Source organism: Azospirillum mesophilum, from assembly GCF_053470405.2.
Map to the genome: position 1 here is coordinate 1 of NZ_JBPXMQ020000060.1, position 12,841 is coordinate 12,841.

At 67.1% G+C, this 12,841-nt stretch carries 16 protein-coding genes; 8 read left to right on the top strand and 8 right to left on the bottom strand.

Translation table 11 applies throughout. The annotated features are described in order from the left end of the window. Nucleotides 1–164 precede the first annotated feature (164 nt). Together ACSVC7_RS30160 and ACSVC7_RS30165 are read right to left on the bottom strand one after the other, a co-directional pair. Entirely contained in the window at nucleotides 165–1,172 is a 1,008-nt protein-coding gene (locus ACSVC7_RS30160) for a 5'-nucleotidase (protein ID WP_448208187.1), read from the bottom strand. A 116-nt stretch (nucleotides 1,173–1,288) separates the two neighbouring features. Next, nucleotides 1,289–1,573 (bottom strand): HU family DNA-binding protein, encoded by a 285-nt coding sequence (locus tag ACSVC7_RS30165; protein ID WP_448208188.1) that lies wholly within the window; start codon nucleotides 1,571–1,573, stop codon nucleotides 1,289–1,291. 315 nt (nucleotides 1,574–1,888) lie between these two features. On the opposite strand from ACSVC7_RS30165, the gene ACSVC7_RS30170 reads away from it, so the two are divergent. Beyond that, nucleotides 1,889–2,374: a DUF4357 domain-containing protein gene (locus ACSVC7_RS30170; protein ID WP_448208189.1), complete on the top strand. Its 486-nt coding sequence runs from the start codon at nucleotides 1,889–1,891 to the stop codon at nucleotides 2,372–2,374. 36 nt (nucleotides 2,375–2,410) lie between these two features. Continuing rightward, the gene (locus ACSVC7_RS30175; RefSeq protein WP_448208190.1) at nucleotides 2,411–2,725 is read left to right on the top strand and encodes an STAS domain-containing protein; all 315 of its coding nucleotides are present in this window, start codon (nucleotides 2,411–2,413) and stop codon (nucleotides 2,723–2,725) included. Nucleotides 2,726–3,151: 426 nt separating this feature from the next. Here the strand turns inward: ACSVC7_RS30175 and ACSVC7_RS30180 are convergent, their stop codons facing one another. The 3 genes from ACSVC7_RS30180 to ACSVC7_RS30190 all read right to left on the bottom strand — a co-directional run bounded on the left by ACSVC7_RS30180 (nucleotide 3,152) and on the right by ACSVC7_RS30190 (nucleotide 5,177). Further along, the gene (locus ACSVC7_RS30180; RefSeq protein WP_448208191.1) at nucleotides 3,152–3,835 is read right to left on the bottom strand and encodes a ribbon-helix-helix domain-containing protein; all 684 of its coding nucleotides are present in this window, start codon (nucleotides 3,833–3,835) and stop codon (nucleotides 3,152–3,154) included. 179 nt (nucleotides 3,836–4,014) lie between these two features. Further along, on the bottom strand, nucleotides 4,015–4,566 hold the full coding sequence (locus ACSVC7_RS30185; protein WP_448208192.1) for a ribbon-helix-helix domain-containing protein: 552 nt from the start codon (nucleotides 4,564–4,566) through the stop codon (nucleotides 4,015–4,017). Further along, nucleotides 4,563–5,177: a GNAT family N-acetyltransferase gene (locus ACSVC7_RS30190; RefSeq protein WP_448208193.1), complete on the bottom strand. Its 615-nt coding sequence runs from the start codon at nucleotides 5,175–5,177 to the stop codon at nucleotides 4,563–4,565. Before ACSVC7_RS30190 ends, ACSVC7_RS30185 begins: the two co-directional genes overlap by 4 nt. Before the next feature lie 118 nt (nucleotides 5,178–5,295). Between ACSVC7_RS30190 and ACSVC7_RS30195 the strand changes: the two genes are divergently transcribed. From ACSVC7_RS30195 to ACSVC7_RS30220, 6 genes are all read left to right on the top strand, one after another. Beyond that, complete coding sequence (locus ACSVC7_RS30195) at nucleotides 5,296–6,192, top strand: LysR family transcriptional regulator (protein WP_448208194.1); 897 nt, start codon at nucleotides 5,296–5,298, stop codon at nucleotides 6,190–6,192. A 368-nt stretch (nucleotides 6,193–6,560) separates the two neighbouring features. Continuing rightward, nucleotides 6,561–6,788 (top strand): hypothetical protein, encoded by a 228-nt coding sequence (locus ACSVC7_RS30200; RefSeq protein WP_448208195.1) that lies wholly within the window; start codon nucleotides 6,561–6,563, stop codon nucleotides 6,786–6,788. Between the two features lie 78 nt (nucleotides 6,789–6,866). After that, nucleotides 6,867–7,313 (top strand): hypothetical protein, encoded by a 447-nt coding sequence (locus ACSVC7_RS30205; RefSeq protein WP_448208196.1) that lies wholly within the window; start codon nucleotides 6,867–6,869, stop codon nucleotides 7,311–7,313. A 201-nt stretch (nucleotides 7,314–7,514) separates the two neighbouring features. After that, complete coding sequence (locus tag ACSVC7_RS30210) at nucleotides 7,515–8,375, top strand: AAA family ATPase (RefSeq protein WP_448208197.1); 861 nt, start codon at nucleotides 7,515–7,517, stop codon at nucleotides 8,373–8,375. 131 nt (nucleotides 8,376–8,506) lie between these two features. After that, nucleotides 8,507–9,949 carry a DEAD/DEAH box helicase gene (locus tag ACSVC7_RS30215; protein ID WP_448208198.1) on the top strand — a complete coding sequence of 481 codons (1,443 nt, stop codon included), beginning with the start codon at nucleotides 8,507–8,509 and terminating at the stop codon, nucleotides 9,947–9,949. A 193-nt stretch (nucleotides 9,950–10,142) separates the two neighbouring features. Continuing rightward, nucleotides 10,143–10,334: a hypothetical protein gene (locus tag ACSVC7_RS30220; RefSeq protein WP_448208199.1), complete on the top strand. Its 192-nt coding sequence runs from the start codon at nucleotides 10,143–10,145 to the stop codon at nucleotides 10,332–10,334. A 108-nt stretch (nucleotides 10,335–10,442) separates the two neighbouring features. Here the strand turns inward: ACSVC7_RS30220 and ACSVC7_RS30225 are convergent, their stop codons facing one another. From ACSVC7_RS30225 to ACSVC7_RS30235, 3 genes are all read right to left on the bottom strand, one after another. Then, nucleotides 10,443–11,066: a hypothetical protein gene (locus tag ACSVC7_RS30225; RefSeq protein ID WP_448208200.1), complete on the bottom strand. Its 624-nt coding sequence runs from the start codon at nucleotides 11,064–11,066 to the stop codon at nucleotides 10,443–10,445. Nucleotides 11,067–11,372: 306 nt separating this feature from the next. Continuing rightward, entirely contained in the window at nucleotides 11,373–11,729 is a 357-nt protein-coding gene (locus ACSVC7_RS30230; RefSeq protein WP_448208201.1) for a hypothetical protein, read from the bottom strand. Then, nucleotides 11,726–12,673: a replication initiator protein A gene (locus ACSVC7_RS30235; protein ID WP_448208223.1), complete on the bottom strand. Its 948-nt coding sequence runs from the start codon at nucleotides 12,671–12,673 to the stop codon at nucleotides 11,726–11,728. The genes ACSVC7_RS30230 and ACSVC7_RS30235 overlap by 4 nt, the downstream gene beginning before the upstream one ends. Nucleotides 12,674–12,841: the final 168 nt, after the last annotated feature.

A 12,841-nucleotide genomic window follows, 5' to 3' on the forward strand; every position in this document is an offset into this window, starting at 1 on the left:
CAAGTGAGCATGCCGCGGGGAAGCCTGATCTCGACTGCGAGCAAACTATTTTGTCCATGTGCAGACTTTCTTGTCGATGTGCAAACATTTTTGAACGATCACACAAAGAACGCGAGACGAGGCCGGGCGCCCCGCTCAAGTTCATCAACTCGGCGTGCCAGCGGCTAACCGACCAGCTCGCCTCCGGCTTTCAACTCGCTCTCCGCCGGCGAAGCGTGATCGGCGGCGGTCTCCTTAGTGTCCGCGCCAATCATCTTGGCACCCGCGACATCCACCGCTGTTGCTCCGGCCCGGAACGGGACGCGTGCTGATGGCACGTGTTGTGCCGCCGGGGCCGCGTGCGCGTCCTGATCGTCGATGAAGATGTGTGGTTTCAACACTTGGAGGAACGGCGCCTTCGGCAGTCCGCCCAGCAGGAACATCTGGTCCACGCGGATGTCCCAGGCGTCGAGGGTGTGCAGCACCCTTTCGTGCGCCGGCGCGTTCCGTGCGGTGACGATGGCGATGCGTACAGGCGAATCCTTGGCGTCGAAAACCGCCTGCAAGCTCGACAGGGTCTTCAGCAGACGGCCAAAAGGCCCGGCCTTCATCGGGTTTCGGGCGTTCTCCTTTTCGTGCGCCACGAAGGCCTCCAGCCCCTGAGCCGCATAGATGCCTTCGCTTTCGCCGCTGAAGATGACCGCATCGCCGTCGAAGGCGAAGGTGATGGCGTCTGCCAAGTCGTAGGTCGCTGCTGCCGGATACACGACGCCCGCCGCGATGCCGGCGTCGACCGCTTGTTCAACGGACTCGCTCTCGCGCGACAGGAACAGATCAATCTGGTACGCCTTCAGGTATTCCCCAACCGGCTCGCCACTGGTGAACGCCCACCGCTTGATGTCCAGGCCATAATGGGATGCTGCCCGCGTCAGGCGGTGCCCGAGGTCCGGGCTGTTTTTTGACATAAGCGTGACCGTCACCACCTCGCGGTTCAGGCGTTCATTCAGGGTGAGCAGGCCCTTGACCAGCGGGAAAGCCGCGCCCGGGGCCGGGGGCGTGTCAAAGCGCTCCTTCTGGTAGGCCCGGTAGGCGTCCTCCCCGTTGGCCAGGAAGAATTGATGGTCGTCTTCGAGATCGAACAGCGCGCGGGCCGAAACCCCAATGGAGAGGATGTGGGACAGATCGGCGGGCATGGGCGTCTCCCTGCAATCGCGCGCCCAATGGTTCGCCGCAACTATTAACAAAAGGTTGGTGGACAGCGGGGCAGCTCGGCGGCCACCCCGCTTCCGGCTCGGTCAGCCGGCTAAACTCAGGCGGCCTTCCCGTTGATCGCGTCCTTCAGGGCCTTGCCCGCCGAGAACTTCGGCAGCTTGGAGGCCGCGATCGTGATTTCCGCGCCAGTTTGCGGGTTGCGCCCGGTGCGTTCGCCGCGCTCAGCGATCTCGAACTGGCCGAAGCCGGGCAGCTTGACCGCTTCCCCCTTGGTCAGCGCGTCTTGGAGGCTGCCCAGCACGGCGTCGAGTGCCTTCCCAGCGTCGGCCTTGCTGCCGCCGAGTTTGGCCGCAATGGCGTCGATCAGATCGGATTTCGTCATCTTCTGTCCCCCGTTCGTGGCGGAACCCCAGCGCACCCCAGGATTCCTAGCATTGGGGAGCTAACCTGCTGACGCGGCGGCGCGCAAGTGCAACGCGCGTCCGGCCTCTGCAGAGGGCGCACACCGACCTCCACCCGCACCCCGCGCCTTGCGGTTGCTGGAGGAAGCATCGCCACGGCCGCTTTGCGACAAAGCGTCGCTTCATACACCAGCATGTTGCGGCGCGATCGTAGTTTGCGCACCAATCTTTCCGATACGTTTCATTCCGCCAGGGTCGGTCCTCCCTGGTCGGGTCACCACGCTGAGGAACCGACGATGGAGCAGGCGCGCATGGGCTCGCGGGCTTTTCGGCTCGACTACAAGACCATAAAAGTGATCGCTTATCTGCTCCCGGATGGTGGCTTCCTGGTTCCGCATGGCGCTCGTGCGTGGCCCGAGGAAGGGGGCAGTCTCTACAGCGCCTACCGAAAGCGGCGCGCTGACCTCCGCGCCGAGGGCATCTTGGTCGAGCACGGGAGCGGCTTGGTGTTCACGGCCGACGTGATCCTCCGTTGCGCAAGCGAAGCCAGCGGGGTGGTGACCGGGCAAAACATCAACGGCGTGCGGGCCTGGAAGCCCCTCGACGGTGCGGGCCCGGCTCCGCGCGCCCTGCGGCCCAAAACATTCGAGGCGCGCCGGCCGGCGCTGCGCCGGGCCTTGCAGCGGCTGGCCGACGAGTTGGCCGATCTGGGTGAAGTGGAGGCGATGCAGCTCCGCGACAACCTGTGCCGGCTGGCGCAGAGCGTCGGCAGTCCTGGCTGACGGCAACCGCGGCCACGACGAACACGGGAGGCGGCGATGACTTTTGCATTCACGATCTCGAGGCAGGATGACCGTGTGACCCTCACCCTATCGGGGTCCCTCACTTACATCGCGTGCTCCGCGATGCCGGAGATGATTCGGCGGGTCCAGGAGATCGCGGCCAGGACGGTGGTCGTCGACGTGAGCGCCCTGTCGTTCCTCGACACCGAGGGCGAGGGGGCGTTGCTCATCACCATCGAAGCGGTGCGGCGGGCGCACAGATCAATCGAGATTCGCGGCGGCACGGGTGAGGTGGAACGCCTGCTGACGCGGACCGGCGTCCAGTCCGGCATCCTGCTTGACGCGTATTGAATTCCATCCGCGATGTGCACGGCCTTTCGGCGGCCGACCGCTCCGCGGGAACCGCAAAACGCCGGCTTCGCACCGGCGCTCTACGCAACGAATTCGGTTGCCTTACCCAGCCGGTGCCACGTCACCAGCCGTCGCGACATCGCCGCACCCCACCGCCTCCTCGAGCCTCACGAGGTACTCAATTAGCCGCTCCAGCGTGCCGGTCGGCAGGCCGACCGATGGCACGTCGTTGCTGCGAGCAGCCGTGAGTGCGGTCCGAATCAACGCGCGCTCATGCGCGCTAAGGCCCGCTCGCTCGAGTACACTTTGGGACCCCAGCATCGCCTCCCCCTTATTCACATGCAGCGGAAAATTACCGTCCATCTTGGATGAGCGATATCAATTTTTGGACGCGTAGGGGGCGCCGATTGTCGCCCCCGGGCGGCATTAGGACGCGATGGCCGCCGGTGCCGGTGCCCGGCGGCTCCTCGTTGCCGCCGGCATGATCCCCGACTTGCGCGACGTCTCAGTGGCCGGCAGCGGCTTTCCTTGCGGTTGGACCGCGTGCCGCTCCACCCATTCGCGGGCGAGGTCGATGGCGACCTGCGCGGCGATCAGGTCCTCCTTCTCGCTCCAGTCGGCCTTGCCACCCCACAAGGCACGGATTTGCGACGCGACCCGGAACAGATCGCTGTCCGAGCGGGTGAGTTGGCTGATGGCCACCGCGCGCTCCTTGGTCATGAGCGCGGCCATCTGCCGCCTGAGGCGCCGGCGGATCACGGTCAGCTGATCGCGCGGGACCCGCTTCGGCGTGAGCGCTTTCACCAGCGCCTGCTCCACCTCGTGCAGCGCCGCCGCGTAGAGAGCGTTCGCGGTCGCGAGCGGATCACGCGCTCGCGCCAGGAAATAGCCGGCAACGAAGACCCGGACCGCGCTGGTCATCCCGACCGGGCCGCGGCATCCGTCAATTCGCGTCGCCACGGCATCGCGCTTCAGGGACAGTTCGGCGCTGATGTCGTTGAGGCCTTCCCAGTAGATGCATTCCAAACGCAGCGATGTCCGTTTCCCCGCAACGACCACGTTGCGACAGACCAGCCCCGGATTGGGTTCACGACAGTATCCGTTGTTCATACGGCTCTCCGGAATGACCAGCGCGACAACCCGCCCCGATGCGACCCGTCCCTCGCCACGGCGGCCGTTGTAGGCCCGAGTGCCGGTGAGGACGGTGGAGCTGTCCGACGAGGTTCAGCGCACGATGAATGACGTCGGCGTTTTCGATCTGCCGGACGCCACGCCGGCGATGAGCGGTGTCAGTGCATATGCTGCAGTGTCGGAGGGGGGTCGCCAACGATCACCAGCAGGTCCTGGAGCGCCTGCCCGGCCAGCACGTCGGAGCGGGAATCCCACGGTGCCAACGGTCCCCATAGCGAACGCGCCGCCGCGGCGAACTGGGTGGGATCGACGTGCTGCTGCGCGAGCTTGGCGACAATCTTGATGCGGCGCGGGGTCATTTCGGGGGCCAGCTTGTCGCGCATCCGAAGCACCGCCGTCTGGACTGGGCTGCTGGACTTCGGCGAGATGGCTGACAGCGCCTTTTCGAGCGCCGCGTCCGCGCCGTTGTCGTCGGCCGCCGCGCGCCAGTACTCCACCAGCACCAGCCGGATGGCGTTGGTCAGCCCAAGCCCGGCACGGTCCCGGCGCGCCTCGATGCGGCTGGCGAGCGCGTGGCGGGTGCAGTTCAGCGCCCGGCACACCGCGTCATAGGCATCCCACAGGCCCGCTTCCAGGCGCACCGACGTTATCCGGCCCGGCACGCGCAGCTTCTTGCTGCGTAAGGCGCTGTCCTCCAGGTCGAGGCTCATGCTGCCCTCCGCATAATCGGGGTCTCCATGAGGCGGGATTCGGGCTGCAGCAGCAGCGCTTCGTACTGGGGGTGGCCGGGGCCGGCGGCCAGCGTCGGGTGGGCGGCCGGGGCGAGGTTGATGCGGATCGGGACCAGGGCCTCCTCGTGGTACGGCACCGGCTCACCGACCGGGACCGCCCCGCGCCGCGTCCAGAAGCGCAGCGCGCGCTCACGCGTCAGGCCCGAGGCATGGGAGTAGCCCTTGCTCGCGATCAGGCGCATGGCGAAGTCGATCAGGCGGCGGAGCATGGTCAGGCTGCGGTACTCTTCGCGGATCGCCAGACGCTCGAAGCGCGCTTCGCCGGCGAGCCACCGCAGGCGCAGCGTGCCAACCGGCTCGTCGCCGACCCACGCAAGGAGGTGGGTGCACGAAAAGTCGTTCTCGCCGAACTGCTCGTTGTAGCTGGAGCCGGGCGCGCTCAGGAAGACGATCGCGCGGATGGCGACGCAGCGCTGCATGTCGTCAGCGCCTGAAGCGATGGAGATCCGGATGGAATTGTCGTGCCGAGAGGCGGTGCGCGCGGGGCGCGTGTTTTCCGTTTCCGGCAGAGCAAACGAACCGTCAGGCATGATCCGCACCCTTTTTCGAATAATTTCTGGACACGGTTGTATGCCGCGGTAGCATACGCGCATACCCCCACTGGGGGTGGTGCGATTCTGCGCGACGGGGGGTGCGGTGACGACTGACTTGACGACGGTCCGGCTCCTGTTGGCGATCGCCGCGACGGGATCCATCAATCGCGCCGCCTCGCTTGTTGGGATCAAGGATTCCAACGTCAGCCGCCGAATGGCCGCCCTCGAGAGCGCGGCCGGCGTGCCCCTATTCCTGAAGCGAACGACCGGAACCGAGCTGACCGAGGCGGGGCGGAAACTGGTTGCCTCCGCTGAGACCGTCATGGACAGCCTTGCGGGATTCGAGACCGTCCTGGGCCGCTTGGCCAGTTCGGCGCAGCGTCCCATCACGATCAGCGCGCCGGAGGGCCTGACCTCCTACATCCTTGCCCCGCTCGCGAGTGGCTTCGCCCCAGCCACCACGCCGATCCGGTTCGCGGCCGAGATGCCACTGCTGGCGTTCCTTCCTCTTGGCGCGGAGGCGGACATTGAGCTGCTGCTGGTGCAGCCCGGGGCTCCGCTCCAGCGCTCAAGCGCGCATGTGGTCCGGAAGCTTGGGCTGATGCGGTTTCGTCCGGCCGCCGCGCGGAGCTACCTTGAGCAAAACGGGGCTCCGCAGACCATGGCCGAATTGGCGAAGCGGCCGATCCTGCACCATGCTGGCTACAGCCAGCTCCAGGCCTTCTCGGCGTGGGCGGATATCGCCGCGGCGAGCGCGGCCGGGCCGCTGGTGACGGTGAGCACCAGTTCCGCGCTGCACCGCGTGACGCTGTCCGGCAGCGGCATTTCGTTGCTGCCGACGTTTTCCGAGTTGCTGGACCCGACCGTCGTTGTTCTGCCAGTTGGCGAGCCTCTGGGGATCGAAGTCTGGTCGGCGGCCCTGCCGGAAACGCTGCGCCTGCCGACGGCGCGGCGGGCCTGGGATGTGTTGGCCGCCGGTTTCCACACGTCGGTCTGGTTCAACGCCAACTGAACGCTTTCGGCGCGAGACGCCCTGACCCGCTTGGCCGGCGCCCGGCGCCCACGAACGATTCCCGATCACGTTACCCTGGCCAGCCGAAGGGCGCCCCGGCGATGGTCGTGCAACTCGCTGCCGGTTCCAGTGATCCATGTCCCGAATGGACCAGAACCACCCGATGCTTTCTGTCCGTCTATTATTGTTTCTGTCCAGTTGTGAGAAATGTTGCGCGCGCGATTTGTTTTTTGCCGGGGTCCGCTTGACTTGCCGCCACTTCCGGGGCGACGATCAGTGCATCGTCTTTTCCTGCCACGTTGCCCCCTGGCGCGCTCAATGGCGCGCCGGATGCCGGTGGCAGCCCGCCCCAATCTCTGGAGAGCCCCATGCCCACTTCCGCCCACCCCCACCCCGCCCAGCGCCCGGCCAGGAAGCGCACGGGCTCTCTGCCGCGCCTCTGCTTCGGTCGCCCGGCGGCCCATTCCGCACCCGATACGGACATGCTGCGGCTGATTGAGGAGGCCGTCGCGCGCGGCGAGGTCAAGAAGTTTGAGGCGGTCGGAACGGCCCCTCCGTCCAACTTGGTCTGGACGCACGACGCGCTGCTGGGTTGACCCGGCCGGCGTGCCGGTATAGTTGCGGTCGGCGTTACGCCCGGCGTGGCCCGCGATAGCCACGGAGCCCGAAACCCCATGTTCAGTGCCAACGGTCCAACGCGCGGCGGAAACGTCGCCGCGACCCTCGAAGACGCGCTGCTGCGGCATGACCGCGGCGGTGCGCCGGCCCGCTGTTTGGTGCGTCTCAGCGGCGATCCAGACGGCATCCACGCCGATGGCGGCGCCCTTGGCGTTCGGCGCGTGATTTCGGCGTCGCGCGACAGCGTGCGGGTCGAGGCCTGCGCCCAGCGCTTCGTCGCCGACGCCAGCGGCGCGCAGCGGCCCGACGCCGAGCCCGTCTGGATGGTCGAGCGCACACCCGGCGGCTGGCTCGCCACCGTCCTGCGGCAGATCGATGTGCCGTGGGCTCTCGACGCGGAGGGGGCCGAGGACCTGCCGGCCACCGCGCAGGCGGTCATCGACCAGCTCCTCCGGCTCGGGGACGAATGGTCCGCCGCCTGGCGCGCGACCGGCGGCACCTGATCCATCCCGGACGCAGACCGGAACGAGTCCGGCGAGGACTGCGCGTTCACGGCGCCACCTCTTCGGTGTCCTTAATGGATGCAAAACGCCAACATCGTGTCTAGAGATTAAACGCGCTTCGTTCCATACAGAACCGTCGCTTTCATTGTGGCAACGCCTTACGTTACTTGCAGATTTCATCGCGCTGCAAGGAGACGTGCCATGGCGTTTCGAAAGGTGAACAAGGATGCTTATGCACCGCGCCGCTGGGCGGTGAAGGGCCGACCCGGCTGCGGCAAGTCGCACTTCATCGCGGCCATGCGCCAGCCGGCGCTGATCATCGACGCCGACGGGCGGCGCCAGGAGATCAAGGGCGGCGATCTTTATGAACTGTCCGACACCCCGTCCGACAACCGCTCCCCCGAGCGCATCCAGGACCTCCTGGAGTCCAACATGCCGGGCAGCGGCATCGCCACGATCGCGGTTGACTCCGTTACGGCGCTCATCGGCGCCTCCGTCGCCCGCGCCATGCTCGACAACGCGGCCGGGCGCAACCGCAATAAGAGTTCCGCGTTCGTCGACAAGGCCGAGAAGATGCGGCTGCTGCAAGACACCGTATCGGCATATGGTACCGACGTCTTGTACATCTGGCACGTCGAGGACGGGGTGTTTGAGGGTCGCGCCACGACGCGCGAGACGCTGCCCTCAACCGAGCGTGAGCGCCTTCTGCGGTCGCTCAACATGGTGCTAGAGGTGGTCGAGGAGAACGGCCGCCGGGGCATCCGCGTGGAGTGGGCGCGGGCCGGGCGCAGCGGCATGGTCATCTGGGACACCGAAGGCTTTTGGAAGGGCGTGCCGGAGCAGATCGAAGCCGCCGTCTACGCGCCGAGCACCCTGTCCTTCCGCTCGCCGGCGGACGCCGTGGGGTGGGCCGTGCAGCAGGGCGCCTTCGCCACGCCCGAAGAGGCCCAGGCCGCCTACGACCAGCTCCGCGAGACCCGGAAGCCGGGCAACGCGCGGGAGATGTTCGACGCCTGGATCGCGGAGGTGAACAGTCTGACCGAGCAGCGGCTGATCGCCTGATCGTCGCCTGACCGGCGCGCCGGCCCTGTGCCGGCGCGCGCCCTCCCCTTGCCGGTTCGCCCNNCTGGTTCTTCTCCGCCTTGTCCCCCTTCCCTGGCCCATCCCCGCGCCCTCCCCTTGCCGGTTCGCCCATGACTCTCGCTCTGGCCCAGCCACGACGCGCCCCCTTCGAGCTTCGCCCGTATCAGGCCGATGGGCGTGCGGAAATCCTGACGCACATCGAGGCCCGGCGGAACATCCTCTACTGCCTGCCGACCGGCGGTGGAAAGACGCCCGTGGTGGCGAGCGTCGCCGACGAGATCGCCGGCTGCGGCGGGCGCGTCGGCATCTTCACCCACCGAGAGGAGCTGCTGCGGCAAGCCTCACGCGCGCTGCGCAAGCTCGACCTCGAACACGGCCTGGTTCGTCCGGGCCGCCTGCTGTTCCGTGACCGCATCGCGGTCTGCTCCATCAACACGCTGGTCGCCCGCGAGAAGCCCTACCGCCCCTGGCTGGACAGCCTCGATCTCGCCATCGTCGATGAGGCCCAGCATTCGCTGGCCCCGACGTGGAGCGGCCTGTTCAACCGGCTGCGCGCCACGCTGTTCGGCGTGTCCGCAACGCCCTGGCTGCGCGACGGCACCGGCCTCGGGCGGCATTTCTCGGTCGCGGTCCACGGGCCGTCCTACGCCGAACTGGTGGCGGCTGGCTACCTGTCGCCGCTGGAGGTGTTCTGCCCGCCGCTCCACGTCGACCTCGACGCCCTATCGGTCACGGCAGGTGACTACAACGTCGAGGAACTCGCGCGCGTCATGGACGTGCCGGAGGTGACCAACGCCGCCGTCCACCTTTACGCCGCCATGACCGCGTCCGAGCCGTGTCTCGTGTTCTGCGTGTCGGTGGCCCACGCCGAGGCGGTCGCCCGGCAGTTCACGCTCGCCGGCTACGCCGCCAAGGCGGTCGACGGCACCATGAGCGACGCCGCCCGCGACCGCGCGCTGACGGCGCTCGCCGACGGCCGTCTCCAGGTCGTGGTGAGCTGTGACCTTTTGAATGAAGGCGTCGACTGCCCCGGCGCCAAGGTCGGGATCATGCTCCGCCCGACCCGCAGCAGCGCGCTCTATCTCCAGCAGGCCGGGCGGCTCACGCGGCTGTTCGAAGGGAAGACGCACGGCACCCTGATCGACATGGCGGGCAACGTCGCGCGCCACGGCCTGCCGGACGAGCCACGGGAATGGTCGCTGGCCGGCTGCCCGGCGACGGCGCGACGGCCCGGTGGCCCGCTGCGGCGCTGCCGTTCCTGTTCGCGCGTGGTGCGCCCCACCGACTTCCCCGAGGCCTGCCCGTCCTGTGGCACGGTCTGGCCGTCGCGCGCCCAAAACGCCGCCCACGGTGATGAGCCCAGCTCCACGGCGCCACGCTGGTCGCGCTCCATCGGCGGCATGCCGGACGAGCACATCCGGCACGCCCGGTACATCACGCTGATGCGCGCCGTCCGGTCACAGGCCGATGTGGAGCGGATCGCGGCCGTACGGGGATATCGCGATGCCTGGGTGCGCCGGCAGGTCCGGAACCTGAACCTGTCGCAGACCTAAGATCCTGCCAAAGCGGCGGAGAAGCGCTCAACCGATCCGCAGTGCCGCCTTGCTGGCGAGCACTCCATCGAACAGGGGGTAGAAGCAGCGCCCTGTTTTCCCGGCGCCCGGTCACGCCAGCGGTCACCTGGGTGCCGGGATTTTCACGCCGCCGTCGTGGGATCATCGCGCCCGACCATCACCGGGGGCTGCGATGAACCTGTTTCCGCTTTTGCTCAATGTGTTTCTGAAAAACCCGCTGGGTGCCGCAGCTCTGGGGGCCATTGGCGGCATGTACTGGGAGGCGACCCACCCCGGCACCGCCGCCGTGGTGCTCGGCTACGTTTACGCCGGCGTCGGATCGCTGCTGCCCAGCCAGATCAGCGCCCTGCTGGCCGGCGGCTGAACCGGGACGCTGGGGCGTGCTGATCCCAGCCAGAACGGCCGGGAGCCGGAAACCTGATGGCTTCCGGCTCCCTTCAGGCTGACGGGCGTTCGACGGTCGGGCCGCGGCTCAGCCCTTCTCCCCCTCCCCTTCCGGGCTGCTCGGGGACGCGCCACGGCGCAGCCACAGGGTCATCCAGCGCGCCACCCACTCGTCAGCGCGCGAGAGGAACGGCCGTAGGTCCTCCGCCGTGCAGTTCCCCACATAGTCCGGGGTGGCGGCCGCGCAGACGGTCACGGCGGGCAGACCGTACTGGTCGCCGGTGACGTTGACGATCCAGCTCCCGTTGGTCGCCCAAGCGCAGGGCCGGTAAATGCCGTCCGCGCGCACGCCGCCGCGGCCGTCCTCGACCCACACGGGGCTGCCGCCCTCCACGCGCCAGGTCGTGTCGGTGGCCTCGTTGAGAAGGTCCGCCAGGAACCGCGCGGCGAAGATATGCATCTCCGTGCTGGGCGGCGCGTCCTCCGCCACCATGTAGATGGCCTTGGTAACACGGCAGATCGTGCGCTGCGTCGCGTGGTACTCCTGCCAGAGGGGAACGAGGAACGCCCGCACCTCCTCGGCGAGGGCCTGCAGGGACGCCTGGTCGCCCGCGACGCGGTCAACGGTGGCGAGACGCGGCCGACGACGGCCTCGGGCCGGAACGGCGAAAGCGACGGCGGTGGGGGCGGCGGTGGGGGCGGCGGTCGCCATGATGGAATCTCCTCCGAAGAAAGCGCGGCGAAACGAACACCTGCAGAGCGACCCGGCGATAATGATCGTCGGGATTTCCGCACGCGTGGGCGTGTTTTCGTCCGGTCTGTATCCGATTGTCCGGGTGAAACGAGCAGAAGCGCAGCATGAGACCGAACTCCAGCTGTCCTTGACTTCCCCCAGTTTGCATGGAGGCGGCCGGACAACAATGCAGTTTCGGAGTCCTTCTGTCGTTTAATTAGAGGACGGGTTTCGCTTTCCGTCCGTAACGGATGGGGATTTAAAAGGTCTGCGCCTGGCGTCTGGTCAGAACTCGACCGCCTCGCCGTAACGCATGGTCACGGCCTCCAGCGATCCGAGCGGCTCGATGACCCAGCGCTCCCCCCGCAGGCTGCCCAGCAGCCGCACCTGCCAGTAACGGTCGTTGCCGTCGGCGTAGACGCCAAGGATCATCGGCTCACCCTCGATGGTCTCCGCCCAGCGGCTGTCGTCGGTGACGTCCACCAGCTTCAGGATGGCCAGCTCCGCCGTCGCCAGAGGACGCCGGAACCGCGCCCAGTTCTGGCGGTCGAACGCCGCTTCCGCGCTGCGGTTCTGCGCAAGCGCGCGCCGGACGGCGAGCAGGTGGAAGGGGATCACGTCCATGGTCTGCGGGCCGTTCATTCGATGATTGGGGTGTTCTGGATCGTCGGGATGTCGGAGAAGCTCGTGTGCTTGAAGAAGAACACCTTCACCTTGTTCAGCGGGGTGCGGCGGCCCGCCCCCTTCCGGGCCGGCTCAGTGCCGTTCAGCACGACGAGCGAATAGTCCGGGAGCGGGGTCTTGCGCTCTGACAAATCCACTAGGTCGGCCTTGAACTTCCGCAGGTCGCGCTCACTGCCGATCCGCTGCCGCAGTTTCTCCAAGCCGATGCGGAACCCGTGGACCTGTTCGCCGCAGTGGGCGCGGGCGATTTCGTACAGCCGCCGTTCGATGGGCGACGTCAGCTCGAAATACCGCTTGTTGTAGGTCAAAATGATCCCGCGCTTGATGGCATCGAGCACCGTCTTGCTCAGCTCCACCCGGATCGCCGACAGGACCTTTTCCTTGCCATCGCTCTTGGTGTTGCGCCACGTATACCGGAACTTGTAATCGTCGATCCACGAAAAGCTGTGCTTCTCCCCCGACGAGCCGTCCTCATCCGGAAACTGGTTGGTGGTGATGGTCGTTCCCTTGAGCCGCTTCAGCGCGTCTACGATGGAGCTGTAGGCCGACCCTCCGCCATACGCTCCGGTGACCGCAAGAAAGTCGTTGGCCTTGAAGTTGATCTCCCGCTGGGGCTCCTCGCCGCGGTTGATCTTCTCTTGGATCAGGCTGGCGCAGTAGAGCAGCAACTCCTTATCCCAGATGGTCGCGACCCCGTCCTCGTTGGACTTGATCTCGATCGTCACGCGCCCGTCGTTGAAGGGGGGCATTTTCGTCACCCGCTCCCGGCTGAGTGAGAAGAAGTTGTGGGTCATGAGGGTCCGCTCCCCCTTGACTGACCCGGTCAACGGCGAGTCGAGCAGCGGAAGCGTAAGCTGCCGATCCGTTTCAAGCGTCACCAGCTGTGTGGAGCCCCTCGCCATCGCCACGACCCTCTCGTGTATGATTCCCTGTTCTGCCTCACCCCATTCGAAATATCCACGCCGTTCGCCCCGATGTCCGCGTCGCGCCATTAATTTCCAGCTGGGACACGGTCTATGTCCGCGTCGCGCCACCACGCCACCAGTGCTGGTGGAGCGAATGTCCGCGTC